Genomic DNA, 19,985 nt, shown 5'->3' with positions numbered 1-19,985 from the left:
TGACCGGCTACGATTTCACCACCCGGTCGAGCCGGTTGTTGACGAAGAAGTACAGCTCCTTCGCGCCGGGCTCGGTGTAGAGCACCTGCACCTCCCGGCCGGCGCGGCCCTCGCCGATCAGCACGTCGGTCGGCGCCCGGCCCTTCAGGCGGACGAGGTCGCACTCGCCGATGCCCGGCTCGATCGTCGCGGCGGTTCCGGGCGCGGCGCCCGTGCAGGCGCCCTCCGGGGTCAGCACGGGCCCGCTGAAGCTCGGCGGCGGCGCGGGCGGGCGCGGCGGCACCGGGGCGATCTCGGTGGGCGTCGGCGGCGTCCGCTCGGTGGCGGTGCAGCCCGCCAGAGCGATGGCCGCGAGACCGGTCAAGAGACCGGCCTTGAGGGCGAGGCTCGGCCGGCTCATCGGCTCGCCCGCCCCTCACCTGCCTCGCGCGCCTTCACGGCGGCGGAGAACAGGGCGGCGGCGTCCCGCTTGAAGGCGGCGCGCGAGTCCGCCCGCGAATAGAACATGTGGCCGCCCGGATAGACCGCGAGCGTCAGGCGCGGCGGCTGGCCGTAGGCGGGGATCTGGTCGATCAGCAGCTTCGAGGCGAAGTAGGGCGTGACGAGGTCGGTGTAGCCGTGGGCCACCAGCACCCGCATGTTGCCGTCGAGCGCCAGCACGCCGCGCAGCTGCCCCAGCGCCTCGGGGGCGGAGCGGCCGGAATTCCAACCCCAGCTCCGGTTCACCGCGCCGTTCAGGAGTTCGTAGCGCAGGTTCGGCACGCGCCAGTTCAGGCGCTTCGCGTAGAGGTCGATCATCGCGCTGGTGAGCGGCGCCTGCAGCGCGGTCAGCAGCGGGTCGTCGAAGCCGGAATGCGGCGCGGTCGGATCCGGGTCCCAGCCCGTCACCGCCGTGTCGTAGGCGCTGGCGACGCGCCCCGAGGTCCGGTCGGCCTCGCGCTGGACGCTGCCGGTGGAGACGCGCCCGGCCTGCTGCCGCACGAGGGCCGGGTCGAGCCCGGTCAGCGCGGCCACGCGCTCGGTGAGGCGGGCGACGGCTTGCGCGTCGTTCGGGCCCTTGAGCAGGTCGGCGAGGTAGGGTCCGGTGGCATAGCCCTCCGCGTCCCGCATCAGCTCGGGCGTCGGCGTCCGGCCGGAGCGCTCCAGGGCGGCGGCCGCGAAGGAGGGCAGGCGCAGCACGTGGCCCAAGGGGTTCGCCCGCGGCTGCTGCAGCCAGGCGAAGTCGAGCACCGGCGAGAGCAGCACCATGCCGGACAGGCCGACGCCGACATCCTCCTGGAGCTTGGCCGCGATCAGGGGCCCGCGGAAGCCGCCGTAGCTCTCGCCGACGTAGAATTTCGGGCTCGCCATGCGATCGTTGGTGCGCAGGTACCGGGCGATCGCGGCGGCGAGCACGGAACTGTCAGACTCGACGTTCCAGTAGGACTTGCCGTCCCCGTCCGCCGCCCGGCTGTAGCCGGTGCCGACGGGATCGATGAAGACGAGATCGGTGACGTCGAGCCATGTGCCGTCGTTCGGCACCAGCGCCACGCCCTGCGACGGGCTGATGCTCGGCCCATCCGCGGGCAGGCGCCAGGGGCCGATCGCCCCGATGTTGAGGTAGGCCGAGGCCGCGCCGGGGCCGCCGTTGATCGCGAAGGTGACCGGGCGCTCCTGACCGTTCTCGCCCGGCCGCGTGTAGGCGATGTAGGCGATCTCGGCCTGGAGCTTTCCGGCTTCGTCGACGAGGGGCAGGCTGCCGGCGGTCGCGGTGAAGTCGAGGCGCTTGCCGTCCGGCAGGGTGATGCTCTGCTGCGTCACCGAATCGGCGGGCAGCTTGCGGCCCTCGCGGGATTCCACGGGCGGACGGTCGGGTCCGCGGCGGGCCTCTTGGGCATGGAGGGGAGCGAGGCCGATGAGGAGAGCGGTCAGGGCGCAGAGCGTCCGCCTCAGCGCGCCGCTCTCCCTCCCCCCTCTACGGGGGAGGGTGCCCTGCGAAGCAGGGGGGTCGGGACGTAGTCCCGCAGAGAGGGGTGCGACGGTGCAGGATGTGCTCTGCATCGACGCGGCGCCACCTCTGGAAGCCGGGTTCCCCTCTCCCGACCTTCGCTCACGCGAAGGCCACCCTCCCCCGCAAAGGGGGGAGGGAGAGCGCGCGGGGGAGTGGGATGCATCCGTCAATGCGTCACGCCTTCTTGTTCCAGCGGCCGTCCTCGTCCTGCTGCCAGTAGGCCACCGCGTGGCCGGCGGCCTTGGCCTGGCGCCACTGCTCGCGGGCGCGCAGCAGCGCGTCCTGGTCGGTGCCGTCGAACAGGATGCAGATGCGGGCGTAGTCGGCCGCGTCGGGGGGCAGGTCGGCGCCTTCCACGAGGAAGCGGATCGAGGCGCCGTTCGGGTTGAGGTCGCGCAGCGTCAGCACCACCGGCTGGGTGCCGGCATCGGGCTCGCGGTCGGTGCCGTGGGGCAGGAAGCTCTCGTCCGCGTAGGTCCAGAGCCCGTCGTCGAGGGCGGCGAGGCGCTCCTCGCTCACCGCCTGGATCGCGGCCTGCCAGCCGCGCTCCAGCGAGCGCTCGACGAGGTTGGGCAGCACCCGCTCCAGGGGCTGGCGCTGCATGTGGTAGAACAGGATCTCGGTCACGGCGCCCCGGAGATAGGCCCCCGCTGCCGGTCCCGCCACCGCCTGCGTCACGTGGGCTCGATGAAGTGGGGCACGAAGAGCGCGTCGTCTCCGGTGACGAGACCGTCCGACTCGCGCAGGCACAGCCCCGCGGGCTCGTCGCCCACGATCCACGAGCCCACCAGGGCGCGCCGCCCGTCGAAGGCCGGCAGCTCGGCGAGCGCCTGGCGGACGAAGCCTTCCGCGCCGTAGGGCCCGGCCCCGTCCACGAGGGGCGTGCCGTCGCGGACGAGGCTGACATTGGCGCCCTCGCGCGAGAACAGGGGCTTTCGCGCGTAGCTCCGCCCGAGGGCGGCGACCTCCGGATCGTCCTCGAAATAGGCCGGCAGCAGGTTCGGGTGGCCCGGCTCCAAGGCCCAGAGGCAGGGGAGCAACCCCTTGTTCGAGAGCAGCATCTTCCAGGGCGGCTCCAGGAAGCGGGTCGGCGCGCCCCCGACCGCCGCGCCGAAGGGATCGGCGAACGCCCATTCCCAGGGATAGAGCTTGAACAGGGTCTCGATCGGCGCGCCCGCCCGGGTGCAGAGGCCGCCGCCGGGTTGCAGGCCGAGATCGGGCAGGTCCGCGAAGGCGGTCCGGCAGCCGGCCTGGACGGCGCAATCCTCCAGATAGGCCACGGTGCCGCGGTCCTCCGGCGCCCGCGCGTCCGCCGTGAACGCGAGAAGACCCGGGCCCGCCACCGCGCGGAACCGGGCGATCAGGCGCTCGTGCACGGCGTTGTACTGGTCCGCGCCCGCGGGCAGGCGGCGGTCGCGCAACGCCTCCTCCAGCCACAGCCACTGGAACACGCCGGTCTCGTAGAGGGCGGTCGGGGTGTCGGCGTTGTATTCCAAGAGCTTGGCCGGGCCGGTGCCCCCGTAGGCCAGGTCGAGCCGGCCGTAGAGGCTCGGATCACCCCGGCGCCAGCTCGCGCGGATCGCGTCCCAGGCCGTCTCGGGAACCCGGAGTCGGGCGAGGATCCGCTCGTCCGCGACGGCGCGGCCCACGAAGGCGAGGCAGAGGGCGTGCAGCTCGCCGCTCGGCCCCTCGATCTCCGCCTCGATCTCGTCGAGGCCGAAGGCGTAGGCGTGGCTCTCGTCCCAGTAGGGCGCGCCGTCGAGGGTGTGGAAGACGAAGCCGCGGGCGCGCGCGGTGTCGCGCCAGTCCGGCCGCGCGCCGGTGGCGACGCGGCGCATCAGCCGCCCCAGGAGCTGCGGGTCGAGCCGTGCGAACTGGCGCTGAACGCCCGCCCGGTCTGGCCGAAGCCGCCGAAGGTGGTGCCGTGCAGGGCCGCCGTCCGCATCCGGCCGGCCGAGGCGCGGCCGCCGCTGCCGGTGAGGATCCGGGCGCCGCCGCCGGTGCAGTAGCCGCCGTGACCCGCGGCGGCCGCCGCGTGGCCGGCGCGCGGGGCGTGGTCGAAGACCGGCTGCGGCGTGATCCCCTGGCTCGCCCGCCGGCCGATCAGGTAGCCTGCCATGCGCGGCAGGTAGCCCGCGCGTGCCTCGACGCTCGGCCCGCCGCCGACCTCGCTTCCCGACAGGCAATGGCCGGGCCCGTGGTGCCCCTCGCAATCGATGAGGCTTGCGTAGCGCGGCGCGGCGGTCGGGTAGGCTTGGCGCGCGACCGCGTACTCCCCGCGGCACTCGTCCTCCGGGCGGATGCCCTCGGCGGTGCAGGCGGCGGCGTCCGCGTAGACGAGCACGTCCTCCTCCCGCTGGCTCGGATCGATGCCTCCGAGGCCGAGCGCCGCCGCGCCCGCGCCCGCGACCAGAACGAGGGAGACGGTCTGGGAGCGCTTCGAGCGCGTCCGCTGGCCCTCGCGCTGACCCTCGGCTCCCGGCGTGGCGTCCATCCGGCTGGCTCCCCCGTCCCGGCCCGAATCGGACCGGCGGCGATCAGTACGTCATCGAGGCGGCGTTGATGAGGCCGCCGGCCAGCGAGGCGGCGGCGAGCAGGATCGCCGCGGCGCCCTCGCCCCGCTCGATGCGAGCCGAGAGGTCGGGCAGCACGAAGCGCATGCCCCAGTAGACCGCCATCTGCACCACGAGGGCGACAAGGCCCCAGACGATGCAATCGAGGAGTGACTGCGCGTTGTAGATCGCCACGAAGAGGGGCAGCGTGTAGCCGATCAGGCTCGCGCCGAGGGCGGTGGCCGCGGCCGCGTTGCCGGCCCGGATCAGCGCGATCTCCCGATGGGCGGTCGCCGTGAGGTAGACGACGAGGTAGGCGGCCACCAGCGCCAGGGCGGTCGCGTAGTAGGCGAGGAAGGCGGGAAGCCCGGAGATCGAGGACACGGGCTTCCTCGCCTCAGACGAGCCGGCTCTGCTCGATCGCCGCGCCGATGAAGCTCTTGAAGAGCGGGTGCGGCTCGAAGGGGCGCGACTTCAGCTCCGGGTGGTACTGCACGCCGATGAACCAGGGGTGGCCGACATGCTCCACGGTCTCCGGCAGGAGGCCGTCCGGCGAGGTGCCGGAGAAGCGCAGGCCCGCCGCCTCCAGCCGCTCGCGATAGGCCATGTTGACCTCGTAGCGGTGGCGGTGGCGCTCGGAGATGTCCGTCGAACCGTAGATTTCGGCGATCCGGGTGTCGGCCCCGAGGCGGGCCTGATAGGCGCCGAGCCGCATCGTGCCGCCGAGGTCGCCGGCGGCCGCGCGCTTCTCCAGCTCGTTGCCCTTCAGCCACTCGGTGAGCAGGCCCACCACCGGCTCGGAGGTCTCGCCGAACTCGGTCGAGTTCGCGTCCGCGATGCCCGCGAGCGCGCGCGCCGCCTCGATCACCGCCATCTGCATGCCGAAGCAGATGCCGAAATAGGGGATCTTGCGCTCGCGGGCGTAGCGGGCCGCCCGGATCTTGCCCTCGGCGCCGCGCTGGCCGAAGCCGCCCGGCACCAGGATGCCGTTGATGCCCTCGAGGAAGGGTGCCGGATCCTCGCGCTCGAACACCTCGGACTCGATCCACTCGAGGTTCACCCGGCAGCGATGGGCGATGCCGCCGTGGGTGAGCGCCTCGGTGAGCGACTTGTAGGCGTCCTTCAGGCCCGTGTACTTGCCGACGATCGCGATCGAGACCTCGCCCTCGGGGTTCCGCACCCGCTCCGAGATGGTGCGCCAGCGCGTCAGGTCCGGCTCGTCCGTCGGCTCCAGGCCGAAATGGGCGAGCACCTCGCGGTCGAGGCCGGCCTCCCGATAGGAGAGCGGCACGTCGTAGATCGAGGCGACGTCGCGCGCCTCGATCACCGCCGATTCGCGCACGTTGCAGAACAGGCCGAGTTTCCTCCGCTCGTCGGCCGGGATCGGCCGGTCGCAGCGGCAGAGCAGGAAGTCGGGCTGGATGCCGATCGAGCGCAGCTCCTTCACGGAGTGCTGGGTGGGCTTCGTCTTCAGCTCGCCCGCCGACGGGATGTAGGGCAGCAGCGTCAGGTGCATGAAGGCGGTGGTGCCGCGCGGCAGTTCCTGGCCGAGCTGGCGGATCGCCTCGAAGAAGGGCAGGCCCTCGATGTCGCCGACGGTGCCGCCGATCTCGACGAGGACGAAGTCGTAGGCCTCGTTGCCGTCGAGCACGAAGGTCTTGATGGCGTTGGTGACGTGCGGGATCACTTGGATGGTGGCGCCCAGATAGTCGCCGCGCCGCTCCTTGGCGATGATGTCCTGGTAGATCCGGCCCGTGGTGATGTTGTCGGCGCGCGTCGCTGGGAGGCCGGTGAAGCGCTCGTAATGGCCGAGGTCGAGGTCGGTCTCGGCGCCGTCGTCGGTGACGAAGACCTCGCCGTGCTGCGTCGGGCTCATCGTGCCCGGATCGACGTTGAGGTAGGGGTCGAGCTTGCGCAGCCGCACGCGGTAGCCGCGTGCCTGAAGCAGGGCCGCGAGGGCGGCCGAGGCGAGACCCTTGCCGAGCGAGGAAACCACGCCGCCGGTGATGAAGACGTACCGCGTCATGGGCCTCGGTCCATAATCAATGCGTGGGGTTTTGCCAAACGCGAACGCCGCCGCGCCACCCGTTTCCTGTGATCGGGCGGCGCGGGGCCGGGCCGCGTCGGCGGCATGGGACTGGTTTTCGGGTCGGTATCTGTCCGGCGGGCGCGCTCGCCCGCCGGTCGTCGCTGCGCCGACGGTGCGTCAGCGGGATTGCGGAGCCTCGGGCGGGCCGGCGGGCTGGCTCGGAGCGGGCGTCGGTGCGGCGGGGGGGGCGCCCGGCGCGGGGGCCGTGCCCTGGTTCTGCTGCTGGCGCAGGGTGTCGAGCAGGTTGTCGGCCCCGCCCGGCTGCTGGCGCGCCGGCTGGCTCGTGCCGGCGCCGTCGAGGATCGAGCGCGGGCCGGCGGCGCGGTGCGACATCACGGCGAGCGTCATGCTGGTGACGAAGAACAGGGCGGCCAGGATCGCGGTGGCGCGGGTGAGCGCGTTGGCCTGGCCGCGGCCGGTCATGAAGCCGGAGACGCCGCCGCCCCCGCCGCCGCCGAGCCCGAGGCCGCCCTCGGAGCGCTGCAGCAGCACGACGCCGATCAGCGCGAGCACGATGATGAGGTGGACGACGATCAGGACGGTCTGCATCGGGATTCCGGGGTCTTACCTGTCTGGCGCCGATCCCGAGAACGCTCGCGATGCTCAGGGATCAGAGGCGGGCGCGCCGCCGGCCGGTGCTCCAGCGCGCCGCCCGCACAATCGGCCGGGCCATACACCAGAAGCGGGCGCGCGCCAACAGGAAGCGGGCCGAGACCGGACGAGGAGGCCCTCAGGCGTAGGCGTTGCAGATGCCCAGGAAATCCTCGGCCACGAGGCTCGCCCCGCCGACCAGCGCGCCGTCGACGTTCTCGACCGCCATCAGCTCGCGGGCGTTGCCGGGCTTGACCGAGCCGCCGTAGAGGATGCGGATCTTGGCCGCCTCCTCGCCGACGAGCTTGTCGAGCATCTCGCGCAGGGACGCGTGGACCTCGGCGATCTCGGCGGGCGTCGGGGTGCGGCCGGAGCCGATCGCCCAGACCGGCTCGTAGGCGATCACCGTGTCCTGGGCGGTCGCGCCCTTCGGGATGCCGATGGCGAGCTGGGCCCGCACGATGCTGAGCGCGCGGCCCTGCTCGCGCTCCTCCATGGTCTCGCCGACGCAGATGATGCCGCACAGGCCCGCGCGCCGGGCGCCGAGCGCCTTGGCGTGCACGCCGTCGTCGGTCTCGTGGTGGTAGGCGCGCCGCTCGGAATGGCCGACGATGACGTATTTGGCGCCGAGGTCGGCCAGCATCTCCGCCGAGATCGAGCCGGTGAAGGCCCCGCTTGGGCGGGCGTGCAGGTTCTGGCCGCCGATGGCGATGGGCGAGCCGTAGGTCGCGGCCACGCACGAGCTGATGAGCGTCGCGGGCGGGCAGATCAGCACGTCGATCTTCTCGAGCAGCGCCGGCGAGAGCCCGTCGCGGATCCCCTCGACGGTCGCGAGCGAGGCGCGCGTGCCGTTCATCTTCCAGTTGCCCGCAACCAGAGGACGCCGCCCCGAACCCGCCATGCCCGTTCCCTCGATCGTGTCGTGCCGCCCGGATGGGGCGGGCCTAGCAGAGCAAGCTTGGGCGCGCAAACCGGTCCGGTGACGACGGCGCGGCCGGCGTCGCCGCTTCGATCGGTAACTTGATCGGTAACTTGGCGAGGCGCCCGCGGATGGGCTATCGCGAATGCAAACGCGCCTCTGCGAACGCAGACGCGCAGAGGCATGACGGCCCCCGCGGCCCACGGGCGCGGGGCGGACGCGGGACGACGATGCTCCAGAACATTCGCGACGCCAGCCAGCACTGGCTCGGCAAGATCGTCCTGACGATCATCTTCACCCTGCTGATCGCGGGCGTGGGCATCTTCGGCGTCGAGGAGTTCTTCCGCGGCGGCTCCAGCACCACGGTCGCCACCGTCGGCAAGACGCAGATCGGCGCGGAAGCCGTGCGCAGCGCCTACCAGAACCAGCTCCAGCGCTTCCAGGCGCAGTTCCGCCGCAACATCACGCCGGACCAGGCGCGCGCGCTCGGCATCGAGCGGCAGGTGCTGCAGCAGCTCGTCACCGAGGCCGCCCTCGACCAGAAGACGCACGACCTCGGCCTCGCCGTGTCGGACGCCGCCGTGCTCCGGGCGATCCAGGACGAGAAGAGCTTCCAGAACGCGGAAGGCCGCTTCGACCGGACGCTGTTCTACCAGACCCTGCAGCGGGCCGGCCTGAACGAGCAGCTCTTCGTGCGCGAGCAGCGCGCCGTCATCGCCCGCCTCCAGCTCGCCGAGGCGGTCTCGGCGGAGCTTCCGGTGCCCCAGGCGATGCGCGAGGCGGTGCACCGCTACGCGACGGAGCGGCGCGGGGCCGCCTACCTCATCCTCACCCCCTCGGTGGCGGGCGAGATCCCGGCCCCGGGCGAGGACGACCTGAAGGCCTATTACGAGACCAACAAGGCGGCCTATCGCGCACCCGAGACCCGCGCCGTGAACCTGCTGGTGCTCGACCCCGAGGCCTTGGCCAAGCCCGACGCCGTCTCGGCCGAGGAGGTGCAGAAGATCTACGACGCCCAGAAGGGCACGTTCGGCAAGCCGGAGCGCCGCACCATCCGGCAGATCGTCTTCCCCGACGAGGCTTCGGCCGAGGAGGCCCGCAAGGCGATCGAGTCCGGCGAGAAGAGCTTCGAGGCGGTGGCCAAGGAACGCGGCACCGACGACAAGGATCTGGTGCTGGGCACCCTGACCAAGGCCGAGCTGTTCGACCCGGCCGTGGCGGACGCCGCCTTCGCGCTGGAGCAGGGCAAGGTCAGCCAGCCGGTGAAGGGCCGCTTCGGCACGGTGCTCCTCGACGTCACGGCGATCGAGCCCGGCACGGTGAAGCCGATCAGCGAGGTCGAGGGCGAGATCCGCCGGCAGGTCGCCCTGACCCGCGCCCGCGAGGGCATCGACAAGACCCACGACGCCGTCGAGGACGAGCGCGCGAGCGCCAAGCCGCTCGCCGACATCGCGCGGGAGCGCGGGCTCGCCCTCGTCGCCGTGCCGGCCGTCGACGCGCAGGGCCGCGACCCGGCAGGCGAGAAGGTCGCGGGCATCCCGGAGGCGGACACGACCCTGCCGGCCCTGTTCCGCGCCGAGATCGGCGGCGACAACGAGCCCCTGCGCACCAAGGCCGGCGGCTACGTCTGGTACGACGTCACGAAGGTCGACGCCGCCCACGACAAGCCCCTCGACCAGGTCCGCGACGCGGTCGCCGCCGGCTGGCGCAGCGCCGAGGTCGAGAAGCGCCTCCAGTCCAAGGGCCGGGAGCTCGCCGAGCGCCTCGACAAGGGCGAGACCCTCGAGGCGCTGGCCACGGAGACCGGCCTCAATCCGCACACGGCCGAGGACATCGCCCGCAACCAGCCGAAGGACCAGCTCACCGCCGACGTGGTGGCGCGCGTCTTCGCCACGAATGTCGGCAAGGCGGGCTCGGCTCAAAGCGGCGAGAACCGCGCCGTGTTCAAGGTCACGCAGGCGACGATGCCGGCCTACGTGCCGGGCAGCCCGAGCGACAAGACCGTGGAGGGCAACTTCCGCACGGCGATCGCCGACGACGTGCTGGGTGCCTACATCGCCGAGGTGCAGCGGAGCGCGGGCGTCAGCGTCAACCAGGCGGCTTTGCGCCGGGCGATCGGCGGCGAGTACTGATGTCGGATCCGAGCGACTTCGACGCCGTCCGGGCGGCCTACGAGGCGGGCCGCCCGGCGCTCCTCAGCCTGACCCTGGTGGCCGACCTGGAGACCCCGGTCGCCGCCTTCCTGAAGCTGCGGGCCGGGCACGCGGGCCCGGCCTTCCTGCTCGAATCCGTCGAGGGCGGCGCCGTGCGCGGGCGCTACTCCATGATCGGTCTCGATCCCGACCTGATCTGGCGCTGCCGCGACGGCCGGCCGGAGCGGACGCACGGGCCCGACCTCACCCGGTTCGAGCCCGACGCGCGGGCGCCGCTGGCGAGCCTGCGGGCGCTGATCGCGGAGAGCGCGATCGCGGAGGCGGATGAGGGCGGGAGCGCGGACCTGCCGCCGATGGCCGCCGGCCTGTTCGGCTATCTCGGCTACGACATGGTGCGGGCGATGGAGCGGCTGCCCGAGCCGAACCCCGACCCGCTCGGCGTGCCGGACGCGGTGATGATCCGCCCGCGCGCCATGGTGGTGTTCGACGCGGTGCGCGACCTGATCACCGTGGTCTGCCCGGTGCGGCCGACCGACGGCGTGCCCGCCCGCGCGGCCTACGAGGACGCCCTCGCCCGGCTCGACCGAGTGGCGGCGGCGCTCGAGGGCCCGCTGCCGATCGAGGCACGGATCGACCTCGCCGAGGTGGCGCCGCCCGAGCCGGTCTCGAACACGCCGCCGGACGCCTACGCGGCGATGGTGGCGAAGGCGAAGGAATACATCGTCGCGGGCGACATCTTCCAGGTGGTGCTGTCGCAGCGCTTCGAGGCGCCGTTCACGCTGCCGGCCTTCGCACTCTATCGCTCCCTGCGGCGCACCAACCCGGCGCCGTTCCTGTGCTACCTCGATTTCGAGGCCTTCCAGATCGTCTGCTCCAGCCCCGAGATCCTGGTGCGGCTGCGGGACGGAACGGTGACGATCCGGCCGATTGCCGGCACGCGTCGCCGCGGCGCCACCCCCGCCGAGGATCGGGCGCTCGCCGAGGAGCTTCTGGCCGACCCGAAGGAGCGCTCCGAGCACCTGATGCTGCTCGATCTCGGCCGCAACGACGTCGGCCGGGTCTCCCGCATCGGCAGCGTGCGGGTCACGGACTCGTTCTTCCTCGAATACTACAGCCAGGTGATGCACATCGTCTCGAACGTCGAGGGCGCGATCGATCCCGCCCACGACGCACTCTCGGCACTGGCGGCGGGCTTTCCCGCCGGCACGGTCTCGGGCGCGCCGAAGGTGCGGGCGATGGAGATCATCGACGAGCTGGAGCGCGAGAAGCGCGGGCCCTACGGCGGCTGCATCGGCTATTTCGGTGCGCGCGGCGAGATGGACACCTGCATCGTGCTGCGCACCGCCATCGTGAAGGACGGGCGCATGCACGTCCAGGCAGGGGCGGGCATCGTCTACGATTCCGACCCGGCCTCCGAGCAGCAGGAATGCGTCAACAAGGCCAAAGCCCTGTTCCGGGCGGCGGAGGAGGCGGTGCGCTTCGCCGCGCAGGCGCGGCGGGGACAGTAGGGCGCAGGACCCGTCCGTTCCCTGGGCATGGATCGGGTCCCATATCGCGCCTGTCCCCGGTATCGGTCCCGAGGTCCAGGGCCCGCGTTCCACACGGCCGGGCGGAAGATGTGAGGCGGCGATGAGTGCGAGTGATCCGACCGTTGCCGGCCAGCCCGCCCGCACGGGCCTGATCCGGGCGATGGGCCGGGGCTTCCTCGGGCGCTGCCCGCATTGCGGGGAGGGCAGGATCTTCGGCCGCTTCCTCAAGGTGCGGCCCGCCTGCGAGGCCTGCGGGCTGGAACTGCACCATCACCGGGCCGACGACCTGCCGCCCTACCTCGTGATCTTCATCGTCGCCCATCTCGTCGGCTATCTGATCCTGGAGCTTGAGATGGGCTACGACGTGCCGCTGTGGTTCCAGCTCAGCTTCTGGCCGCTCGTCACGCTCGGGCTGGCGCTCGGGCTGCTCCAGCCGGTGAAGGGGGCGGTGGTCGGGCTGCAATACGCGCTTGGCTTGCACGGCTTCGCCGGGCTACCCGGAGTGCGCTCCGCGACGGAGGGGGACCCAGCCATTGGACAGAGCGGCGCCGGACAGGGCGGACACGGGCGGGCCGGACTCGGCCGCGCCTGAGACGGCGGAGGCGCCCCCGGCGGCCGGCGCGCGGTCGCTGCGCCCGCGCGACGCCGCCACGCTGATCCTCGTCGATCGCCGCCGCGGCGGCCTCCGCGTGCTGATGGGCCGGCGCAACCCCGGCCTCGCCTTCATGCCAGGCCGGTTCGTGTTCCCGGGCGGCCGCACGGAGCCCAGCGACCGGCGCATGCCGGTGGCGAACGCGCTGCCGGACTACGCCGAGGCCGCGCTCGCGCGGCAGGTCTCGCGCCCACCGCAGGATCTGGGCCGGATGCTGGCGCTCGCGGCGATCCGCGAGACCTTTGAGGAGACCGGCCTCGTCGTCGGCACCACCGCGTACGGCCCGCCCGAGACGGTGCCGCAGGGCTGGGAGGCGTTCGGCCGGCACGGCGTGCTGCCGGATCTGGAGGCGCTCCACCTCGTCGCCCGGGCGATCACGCCGCCGAAGCGCGTGCGGCGCTTCGATACCCGCTTCTTCACCGCGGCGCGCGGCGCCGTCGCGGCCGAGGAGCCCGGCCGGATCGGGCCGGACGCGGAACTCGTCGAGCTCGAATGGCTGCGCCTCGACGCGGCGCGCAAGCTCGACCTGCCCTTCATCACCCGGACGATGCTGGACGAGCTGGAGGCCCAGATCGCCGCCGGCTTCGCGCCCTATCGGCAGATCCCGTTCCACTACGAGCGCCACGGAAAGCGGGAGCGGGTGGCCCTGTAGGGGCTCCGCAGAACCCTGTGGGTCTTGACCGCGAGGGCCGGATCGGGCATTGACCCGCGCGTATTCGGCCGGGGGCAAAGCCCGGCCCTTTTCGTTTTCGCGTTTCGCTTACGCGGAATGCCGCGAAGCTCAGGAGCGCCGCCCCATGGCCAAGGCCGTCACCGTCAAGATCAAGCTCATCTCCACCGCGGACACGGGCTACTTCTACGTCACCAAGAAGAACTCGCGCACGCAGACCGAGAAGCTGACGATGCGCAAGTACGATCCCGTCGCGCGCAAGCACGTCGAGTTCAAGGAAGCCAAGATCAAGTAATCGGGCTTCTTCTCCAGACGCTTTCCAGAGCCGCTCCGGGCACGGGGCGGCTCTCTTCGTTCGAGCCCCGACCTCACAGCTCCTGCGGCAGCCCGTAGACCGTGCCGTCGAGCGTCGGATCGAGGGTCCGGGTCAGGCCGCGCGCGATGGCCACGAGGGCGGTGACCATCGGGGTCGAGGGCTCGCGCTTGGCCGCCACGAGGCCGATCGTGTGCTCCAGGACCGGCCCGGTGATCGGGATCGACCGCACGCCCTCCATGGGGCCTAGCGCATCGGTGAGGATCGCCGGCAGCACGCTCGCCCAGCGCAGGGTGCGCACATGGGTCATCAGCACGATCATCGAGTTCGATTCGAGTGTGGTCGAGGGCTCCTGGCCCGCCGCGCGGATCTGCAGGTCGATGATGCGCCGGTTCTGCATGTTGGGCGTGAGCAGGCAGAGCGGGATGCGGCCGATCTCCGCCCAGGTCACCGAGGCGCGGTCGTCGTAGGGACCGCCCGCCGCGGTGAGCAGGCGGTAGCGCTCGCGGTAGAGGGGCACGGCGATGACCCGGCCGAGCGGCTCGTTGTCGAGGTAGGTCAGGCCCGCATCGGCCTCCAGGTTCTCGATCAGCGAGAAGATGTCGGCCGAGGTGGTGGACTCGACGGTGAGCCGCACGTCGGGATGGCGCGCGCGGTAGGGGGTCGTCAGGCTCGCCACCATCGGCAGCGCGGTCGGGATCGCGGCGATGCGCAGATGCCCGGTCAGCCCCTTGCGGAGCGCGGAGACGTCCTCGTGCATGGCGCGGGCGTCGGCCACGATCCGGCGCGCCCATTCGAGCACCCGCTCGCCCTCCGGCGTGAAGCCCTGGAAGCGCGAGCCGCGCAGCACGAGCTGCACGCCGAAGCGGTTCTCGAGCTGCTTGACCCCGGCCGAGAGGGTCTGCTGGGTCACCCCGCAGACCTCGGCGGCGTGACCGAAATGCTGCTCGCGGGCGAGGGCGAGCAGGAAGTCGAGCTTGTCGATCACGGGACGTTCCGGGCGGCACGCGGGCGGGCGGCGACGCCAAGGTAGTCCGGCGGGCTCCGGCCCTCAACCGGAGGTCCCTCGGCGTGCGGATCTCACCTGGGCCCGGCCCGCGGGATCCGGATCGCGGCGGTGGTTCGCGCGGTGCGCGCGGGCGTCAGCCCGCGTCGCTGGCGCCCGCGCCGAGGAGCTGCGGGTCGCGGGTGGCGGCCCGCACGGGGCTCTCGGCCCGCGGCGCCTCACCGGTGAGGGCCCGGACCACGAGGTCGTCGACCCGCTCGCCCTGCTCGGGCAGGGCGGTCTCCAGATTGGCGATCATCTTCGGCGTCCAGAAGGCCCGGATGTGCTTGTCGATGCCGGCGACCGCCTCCTCCTCCGGGTAGGACCGGAAGAAGGCGGCGATCTGGTTGGCCATGCGGACGAGCTTGTCCGCCTGCGTGAGGGCGCTCATCCGGGTTTACTCCGCCGCCTTGAGGGACTGGGCGATGCGCGTCAGCGAGAAATCCTCCTCGTAGAACTTCGCCTGCCAGTCGGACGGCCGGTTGGTGCGCCGCACCTGCACCGCCGTGACCTTGTACTCGGGGCAGTTGGTCGCCCAGTCCGAGTAGTCGGTGGTGATGACGTTGGCGCCGGTCTTGGCGTGGTGGAAGGTCGTGTAGACCACGCCCGGCTGCATCCGCTCGGAGACCCGGGCCTTCAGCGCGATGTCGCCCGAGCGGCTCTCCAGGGCGACGAGGTCGCCGTCCACGATGCCGCGCAGCTCCGCGTCGAAGGGGTGGATCTCCAGCACGTCCTCCTCGTGCCAGCGCGAATTGTGGGTGCGCCGCGTCTGCGCGCCGACATTGTACTGGGAGAGGATGCGGCCCGTGGTGAGGATGAGCGGGAACTTCGCCCCCGTGCGCTCCTCGGTCGGCACGAACTCGGTGATCATGAACCGGCCCTTGCCGCGGACGAAGCGGTCCACGTGCATCATCGGGGTGCCGAGCGGCGCCTGCTCGTTGCAGGGCCACTGCACGGAACCCAGCTCCTCCAGCTTGGCGTAGGACACGCCGGTGAAGCTCGGGGTCAGCGCGGCGATCTCGTCCATGATCTCGGACGGGTGGCTGTAGTTCATCGGGTAGCCGAGCGCGTTCGAGAGCAGCACCGTGCCCTCCCAGTCGCCGTAGCCGCCCATCGGGGCCATCACCTTGCGGACGCGCGAGATGCGGCGCTCGGCGTTGGTGAAGGTGCCGTCCTTCTCCAGGAACGAGGCCCCGGGGAGGAAGACGTGGGCGTACTTGGCGGTCTCGTTCAGGAACAGGTCCTGCACGACGATGCACTCCATCGCCATCAGGCCCGCGGTGACGTGGTGCGTGTCGGGGTCGGACTGGGCGATGTCCTCGCCCTGGATGTACATCCCCTTGAAGGCGCCATCGACGGCCTCGTCGAGCATGTTGGTGATGCGCAGACCCGGCGCGTTGTCGAGCTTGGCGCCCCAGAGGGACTCGAAGCTCTCGCGGGTGGCGTCGTCGGAGACGTGGCGGTAGCCCGGCAGCTCGTGCGGGAACGAGCCCATGTCGCAGGAGCCCTGCACGTTGTTCTGGCCGCGCAGCGGGTTCACGCCCGCGCCCAGCATGCCGATGTTGCCGGTGGCCATGGCGATGTTGGCCATGCCCATCACCATGGTCGAGCCCTGGCTGTGCTCGGTGACGCCGAGGCCGTAGTAGATGCCGGCCGCACCACCCTTGGCGTAGAGGCGGGCGGCGCCCCGCACCTCGGCCGGATCGAGCCCGGTGAATTGCTGCTGGTTCTCCGGCGCGTGGCGCTCGTCGGCGACGAAGCGGGCCCAGGACTCGAACTCGGCCAGATCGCAGCGCTCGCGGACATAGGCCTCGTCGATCAGCCCCTCGGTGACGATGACGTGCGCCAGGGAGTTGATGAAGGCGACGTTGGAGCCGGGCTTCAGGGGCAGGTGGAAGTCCGCCTTGATGTGGGGCGACTTCACGAGGTCGATCTTGCGGGGATCCGCGACGATGAGCTTGGCGCCCTCGCGCAGGCGCTTCTTCATGCGCGAGCCGAAGACCGGGTGGCCGTCGGTCGGGTTGGCGCCGATCACCAGGATCACGTCGGAATGCGCCACCGAGGCGAAGTCCTGGGTGCCGGCCGAGGTGCCGAGCGTCGACATCAGGCCGTAGCCGGTCGGCGAGTGGCAGACGCGGGCGCAGGTGTCGACGTTGTTGTTGCCGAAGGCCGCGCGCACGAGCTTCTGGACGAGGTAGGCTTCCTCGTTGGTGCAGCGCGACGAGGTGATGCCGCCGACCGAGTCTTTTCCGTATTTCGCCTGGATGCGCTTGAACTCGCTGGCCGCGCGATCGATGGCGACCTCCCACGACACCTCCTGCCACGGATCCGTGATCTTCTCGCGGATCATCGGCTTGGTGATGCGGTCCTTGTGGGTGGCGTAGCCGTAGGCGAAGCGGCCCTTGACGCAGCTATGGCCCTCGTTGGCCTTGCCTCCCTTGTAGGGCACCATGCGGACGACCCGCTCGCCCTGCATCTCGGCCTTGAACGAGCAGCCGACGCCGCAATAGGCGCAGGTCGTGACCTCGGCGTGCTCGGGCTGGCCGAACTCGTGGATCGACTTCTCCTGGAGGGTCGCGGTCGGGCAGGCCTGCACGCAGGCGCCGCAGGAGACGCACTCCGATTCGAAGAAGTTCGTCGGACCCGCGGCGACGCGGCTGTCGAAGCCTCTCCCTGCGATGGTCAGCGCGAAGGTGCCCTGCACCTCCTCGCAGGCGCGGACGCAGCGGTTGCAGACGATGCACTTCGACGGGTCGTAGGTGAAGTAGGGGTTCGACTCGTCCTTCGGCAGGTACTTCTCCGAGGTCGGCCGGACGTGGTTGTCGCCCTCGTAGCCGTAGCGCACGTCGCGCAGGCCCACGACGCCGGCCTGCGTCTGCAGCTCGCAATCGCCGTTGGCCGCGCAGGTCAGGCAGTCGAGCGGGTGATCGGAGATGTAGAGCTCCATCACGCCCTTGCGGAGCCGGTGGAGCTTGTCCGACTGCGTGTGCACCACCATGCCGTTCTCGGCAGGCGTCGTGCAGGAGGCGGGCGTGCCGCGCCGGCCCTCGATCTCGACGAGGCAGAGGCGGCAGGAGCCGAAGGGCTCCAGGCTGTCGGTGGCGCAGAGCTTCGGGATCTGCGTGCCCGCGTTCATCGCGGCCGCCATCACCGAGGTGCCGGCCGGGACCGTCACCGACATGCCGTCGATCGTCAGCGTCACGGTCTGCGCATTGACGCGGATCGGCGTGCCGTAGTCGATTTCCTTGATCAGGCCCATCGACACCTCCTCACTCGGCCGCGACCGGGAGGTCCCCGGCGCGCCTGAAATCCTCGGGGAAATGGGTGATCGCGCTCATCACGGGCATCGGGGTCAGCCCGCCCATGGCGCAGAGCGACCCGTCGGTCATGACCTCGCAGAGGTCCTCGACCAGCTTGAGGTTCTGGTCCGGCCGGATACCGGAGATCACCTTGTCCATCGTCTCGACGCCCCGCGTCGCGCCGATGCGGCAGGGCGTGCACTTGCCGCAGGACTCGGTGGCGCAGAACTCGAAGGCGAAGCGGGCCTGTTTGGCCATGTCGACGGTGTCGTCGAAGACCACGATGCCGCCGTGGCCGACGAGGCCTTTCTTCGCAGCCATCGCCTCGTAGTCGAGGGGTGTGTCGAGGAGTTCGTCGGGGAAGTAGGCGCCGAGCGGGCCGCCGACCTGCACGGCGCGGACCGGACGCCCGGAGCGGGTGCCGCCGCCGAAATCCTCGATGACCTCGCGCAGGGTGATGCCGAAGGCCATCTCGATCAGGCCGCCGTGCCGGATATTGCCGGCGAGCTGGATCGGCAGGGTGCCGAGCGAGCGGCCCATGCCGTAATCGGCGTAGGCCTTGGCGCCGTGCTCCAGGATCCAGGGCACGGCCGTGAAGGTCATCACGTTGTTGACGAGCGTCGGCTGGCCGAGAAAGCCCTTCAGCGCCGGGATCGGGGGCTTGGCCCGCACGATGCCGCGGCGGCCCTCCAGGCTCTCCAGGAGCGAGGTCTCCTCGCCGCAGATATAGGCACCGGCACCGAGCCGGACTTCGAGATGGAAGGCCTTGCCCGAGCCCAGGACGTTCTCGCCCAGTACTCCGGCCTCGATGCCGTTGGCGATGGCCTCCTTCAGCGCTTGATAAGCCTGCGGATACTCGGAGCGCAGGTAGATGTAGCCGCGCGTGGCGCCCGTCGCGATGCCGGCGATCGTCATGCCCTCGATGAGGTTGAAGGGGTCGCCCTCCATCATCATCCGGTCGGCGAAGGTGCCGGAATCGCCCTCGTCGGCGTTGCAGACCACGTATTTCTGGTCGGCCTTCGCCAGCATCACCGTGTTCCACTTGATGCCGGCCGGGAAGCCCGCGCCGCCGCGGCCGCGCAGGCCCGACTCGCGCACCTCCGCGACGATGCCCTCGGCGTCCTTGGCCAGAGCCGTCTCGAGCCCGCGATAGCCGCCATGCGCCCGGTAATCCGCAACCGAGACGGGATCGACCACGCCGCAGCGGTGGAAGGTCAGGCGCTGCTGCCGGGCGAGGTAGGGGATTCTCTCCGGGTCGCCGAGGCGCAGGGCATGCTCCCCGCCGGTGGTCAGGCCGGCATCGAGCAGGGCGTCGACGTCCTTCGGGGTGACCGGGCCGTAGGCGATCCGGCCCTCGGCCGTCTCGACCTCGACCATCGGCTCCAGCCAGAACAGGCCGCGCGAGCCGGTGCGCTTGACCGTGATGTCGAGGCCGCGGCGCTCGGCCCCGGCGAAGAGGGCGCGGGCGACCCGGTTGGCGCCGAGCCCGAGCGCGACGGCGTCGCGCGGAACGGTGATCGTGACGCTCACTGGCGCACCTCCGTCAGGGTGGCCTCGAGGGCGTCGGCGGTCAGGTGGGCGACCGGCTCGCCGTCGACGAGGGCGGCGGGACCGTTGGCGCAGAGACCGAGGCAGTAGACCGGCTCGACGGTGCAGGAGCCGTCCGCCGTGGTGCCGTGCCACTCCGTGCCGAGGCGCCGGAGGATGTCGGCGTGGAGCTTGTCCGAGCCCATGGCCTGGCAGGCCTCGGCGCGGCAGAGCTTCACCGTGTGGCGGCCGGCCGGCGCGCTGCGGAAATCGTGGTAGAAGGTGATGCAGCCGTGGACCTCGGCGCGCGACACATTCAGCGCGTCGGCGATCAGCGGCACGGCCCCCGCATCGACGTAGCCGAAGGTCTCCTGCAGCGCGTGCAGGATCGGCAGCGTCGCTCCTTCCAGATGGGTGTGCTCGGCGATGATCCCGGCAGCGCGCGGGGCGCTCCAAGGCTCGAAACGCGGCATCGTTTCCTACCTACATTGTTCCTGTTCTAAGACCCGAGAGGAACAGAAATGCAGGTGGGCTTCAATCAAGCGCTCAGGTGGTTCGACAAAGGACGCCTGTCAGCCTGTCACTTCGCCCCTGAATGCGCCGGTTTCGGTGGCGGATGGCCGGGCCGGACGGCGGGCGTCCCCGCCGCCATGGGG

General features: G+C 71.5%; 19 protein-coding genes. 5 read left to right on the top strand and 14 right to left on the bottom strand.

What is annotated here, in order from left to right; translation table 11 throughout:
* Positions 1-7: 7 nt before the first annotated feature.
* The 9 genes from MFF56_RS29205 to tpiA all read right to left on the bottom strand — a co-directional run bounded on the left by MFF56_RS29205 (position 8) and on the right by tpiA (position 8,123).
* The gene (locus MFF56_RS29205) at positions 8-400 is read right to left on the bottom strand and encodes a hypothetical protein (protein WP_066927880.1); all 393 of its coding nucleotides are present in this window, start codon (positions 398-400) and stop codon (positions 8-10) included.
* Positions 397-2,040, bottom strand: coding sequence for a S10 family peptidase (locus MFF56_RS29200; protein ID WP_082773389.1), 1,644 nt, complete (start codon positions 2,038-2,040; stop codon positions 397-399). The genes MFF56_RS29205 and MFF56_RS29200 overlap by 4 nt, the downstream gene beginning before the upstream one ends.
* A gap of 124 nt (positions 2,041-2,164) precedes the next feature.
* Positions 2,165-2,617 (bottom strand): DNA polymerase III subunit chi, encoded by a 453-nt coding sequence (locus MFF56_RS29195; RefSeq protein WP_066920420.1) that lies wholly within the window; start codon positions 2,615-2,617, stop codon positions 2,165-2,167.
* A gap of 47 nt (positions 2,618-2,664) precedes the next feature.
* Positions 2,665-3,828 carry a glutathionylspermidine synthase family protein gene (locus MFF56_RS29190; protein ID WP_066920418.1) on the bottom strand — a complete coding sequence of 388 codons (1,164 nt, stop codon included), beginning with the start codon at positions 3,826-3,828 and terminating at the stop codon, positions 2,665-2,667.
* Positions 3,828-4,484 (bottom strand): DUF1190 domain-containing protein, encoded by a 657-nt coding sequence (locus MFF56_RS29185; RefSeq protein ID WP_238231947.1) that lies wholly within the window; start codon positions 4,482-4,484, stop codon positions 3,828-3,830. The genes MFF56_RS29190 and MFF56_RS29185 overlap by 1 nt, the downstream gene beginning before the upstream one ends.
* 43 nt (positions 4,485-4,527) lie before the next feature.
* Positions 4,528-4,926 (bottom strand): DUF350 domain-containing protein, encoded by a 399-nt coding sequence (locus MFF56_RS29180; protein WP_066920342.1) that lies wholly within the window; start codon positions 4,924-4,926, stop codon positions 4,528-4,530.
* Between the two features lie 13 nt (positions 4,927-4,939).
* The gene (gene pyrG, locus MFF56_RS29175) at positions 4,940-6,568 is read right to left on the bottom strand and encodes a CTP synthase (RefSeq protein WP_238231945.1); all 1,629 of its coding nucleotides are present in this window, start codon (positions 6,566-6,568) and stop codon (positions 4,940-4,942) included.
* Positions 6,569-6,748: 180 nt separating this feature from the next.
* Positions 6,749-7,180: a preprotein translocase subunit SecG gene (gene secG, locus MFF56_RS29170; protein WP_238231943.1), complete on the bottom strand. Its 432-nt coding sequence runs from the start codon at positions 7,178-7,180 to the stop codon at positions 6,749-6,751.
* 181 nt (positions 7,181-7,361) lie between these two features.
* Positions 7,362-8,123 carry a triose-phosphate isomerase gene (gene tpiA / locus MFF56_RS29165; protein ID WP_066920943.1) on the bottom strand — a complete coding sequence of 254 codons (762 nt, stop codon included), beginning with the start codon at positions 8,121-8,123 and terminating at the stop codon, positions 7,362-7,364.
* A gap of 248 nt (positions 8,124-8,371) precedes the next feature.
* On the opposite strand from tpiA, the gene MFF56_RS29160 reads away from it, so the two are divergent.
* From MFF56_RS29160 to rpmG, 5 genes are all read left to right on the top strand, one after another.
* On the top strand, positions 8,372-10,273 hold the full coding sequence (locus tag MFF56_RS29160; protein ID WP_066920945.1) for a peptidylprolyl isomerase: 1,902 nt from the start codon (positions 8,372-8,374) through the stop codon (positions 10,271-10,273).
* Complete coding sequence (trpE, locus tag MFF56_RS29155; RefSeq protein ID WP_066920947.1) at positions 10,273-11,802, top strand: anthranilate synthase component I; 1,530 nt, start codon at positions 10,273-10,275, stop codon at positions 11,800-11,802. Before MFF56_RS29160 ends, trpE begins: the two co-directional genes overlap by 1 nt.
* Positions 11,803-11,923: 121 nt before the next feature.
* A complete protein-coding gene (locus MFF56_RS29150; protein WP_066920949.1) occupies positions 11,924-12,415 on the top strand; it encodes a DUF983 domain-containing protein in 492 nt (163 codons plus the stop codon).
* Positions 12,357-13,127 (top strand): NUDIX hydrolase, encoded by a 771-nt coding sequence (locus tag MFF56_RS29145; protein WP_066920951.1) that lies wholly within the window; start codon positions 12,357-12,359, stop codon positions 13,125-13,127. The genes MFF56_RS29150 and MFF56_RS29145 overlap by 59 nt, the downstream gene beginning before the upstream one ends.
* 145 nt (positions 13,128-13,272) lie before the next feature.
* Entirely contained in the window at positions 13,273-13,440 is a 168-nt protein-coding gene (gene rpmG, locus MFF56_RS29140) for a 50S ribosomal protein L33 (protein WP_066920953.1), read from the top strand.
* A 73-nt stretch (positions 13,441-13,513) separates the two neighbouring features.
* Here the strand turns inward: rpmG and MFF56_RS29135 are convergent, their stop codons facing one another.
* The 5 genes from MFF56_RS29135 to MFF56_RS29115 all read right to left on the bottom strand — a co-directional run bounded on the left by MFF56_RS29135 (position 13,514) and on the right by MFF56_RS29115 (position 19,802).
* The gene (locus MFF56_RS29135) at positions 13,514-14,446 is read right to left on the bottom strand and encodes a LysR family transcriptional regulator (RefSeq protein ID WP_066920955.1); all 933 of its coding nucleotides are present in this window, start codon (positions 14,444-14,446) and stop codon (positions 13,514-13,516) included.
* Positions 14,447-14,600: 154 nt separating this feature from the next.
* Positions 14,601-14,894, bottom strand: a complete 294-nt coding sequence (locus tag MFF56_RS29130; RefSeq protein WP_066920957.1) for a formate dehydrogenase subunit delta — start codon at positions 14,892-14,894, stop codon at positions 14,601-14,603.
* A gap of 6 nt (positions 14,895-14,900) precedes the next feature.
* Complete coding sequence (fdhF, locus tag MFF56_RS29125) at positions 14,901-17,762, bottom strand: formate dehydrogenase subunit alpha (protein ID WP_238231941.1); 2,862 nt, start codon at positions 17,760-17,762, stop codon at positions 14,901-14,903.
* A 10-nt stretch (positions 17,763-17,772) separates the two neighbouring features.
* Positions 17,773-19,332, bottom strand: a complete 1,560-nt coding sequence (locus MFF56_RS29120; RefSeq protein ID WP_066921173.1) for a formate dehydrogenase beta subunit — start codon at positions 19,330-19,332, stop codon at positions 17,773-17,775.
* A complete protein-coding gene (locus tag MFF56_RS29115; RefSeq protein ID WP_066921175.1) occupies positions 19,329-19,802 on the bottom strand; it encodes a formate dehydrogenase subunit gamma in 474 nt (157 codons plus the stop codon). The genes MFF56_RS29120 and MFF56_RS29115 overlap by 4 nt, the downstream gene beginning before the upstream one ends.
* Positions 19,803-19,985 lie beyond the last annotated feature (183 nt).

The sequence above is a fragment of the Methylobacterium hispanicum genome (assembly GCF_022179285.1).
GTDB lineage: Bacteria > Pseudomonadota > Alphaproteobacteria > Rhizobiales > Beijerinckiaceae > Methylobacterium > Methylobacterium hispanicum.
Note: the sequence above shows the minus strand (reverse complement) of the source record. Positions and strands in the feature narration are given on the sequence as shown.

Excerpts from the sequence above, each read along its gene's own strand:
- rpmG (WP_066920953.1), top strand. The coding sequence starts at position 13,273 with ATGGCCAAGGCCGTCACCGTCAAGATCAAGCTCATCTCCACCGCGGAC.
- pyrG (WP_238231945.1), bottom strand. The coding sequence starts at position 6,568 with ATGACGCGGTACGTCTTCATCACCGGCGGCGTGGTTTCCTCGCTCGGC.
- MFF56_RS29160 (WP_066920945.1), top strand. The coding sequence starts at position 8,372 with ATGCTCCAGAACATTCGCGACGCCAGCCAGCACTGGCTCGGCAAGATC.
- trpE (WP_066920947.1), top strand. The coding sequence starts at position 10,273 with ATGTCGGATCCGAGCGACTTCGACGCCGTCCGGGCGGCCTACGAGGCG.
- MFF56_RS29190 (WP_066920418.1), bottom strand. The coding sequence starts at position 3,828 with ATGCGCCGCGTCGCCACCGGCGCGCGGCCGGACTGGCGCGACACCGCG.
- MFF56_RS29185 (WP_238231947.1), bottom strand. The coding sequence starts at position 4,484 with ATGGACGCCACGCCGGGAGCCGAGGGTCAGCGCGAGGGCCAGCGGACG.
- MFF56_RS29115 (WP_066921175.1), bottom strand. The coding sequence starts at position 19,802 with ATGCCGCGTTTCGAGCCTTGGAGCGCCCCGCGCGCTGCCGGGATCATC.
- MFF56_RS29205 (WP_066927880.1), bottom strand. The coding sequence starts at position 400 with ATGAGCCGGCCGAGCCTCGCCCTCAAGGCCGGTCTCTTGACCGGTCTC.
- MFF56_RS29200 (WP_082773389.1), bottom strand. The coding sequence starts at position 2,040 with ATGCAGAGCACATCCTGCACCGTCGCACCCCTCTCTGCGGGACTACGT.
- MFF56_RS29130 (WP_066920957.1), bottom strand. The coding sequence starts at position 14,894 with ATGAGCGCCCTCACGCAGGCGGACAAGCTCGTCCGCATGGCCAACCAG.
- tpiA (WP_066920943.1), bottom strand. The coding sequence starts at position 8,123 with ATGGCGGGTTCGGGGCGGCGTCCTCTGGTTGCGGGCAACTGGAAGATG.
- fdhF (WP_238231941.1), bottom strand. The coding sequence starts at position 17,762 with ATGGGCCTGATCAAGGAAATCGACTACGGCACGCCGATCCGCGTCAAT.
- secG (WP_238231943.1), bottom strand. The coding sequence starts at position 7,180 with ATGCAGACCGTCCTGATCGTCGTCCACCTCATCATCGTGCTCGCGCTG.
- MFF56_RS29150 (WP_066920949.1), top strand. The coding sequence starts at position 11,924 with ATGAGTGCGAGTGATCCGACCGTTGCCGGCCAGCCCGCCCGCACGGGC.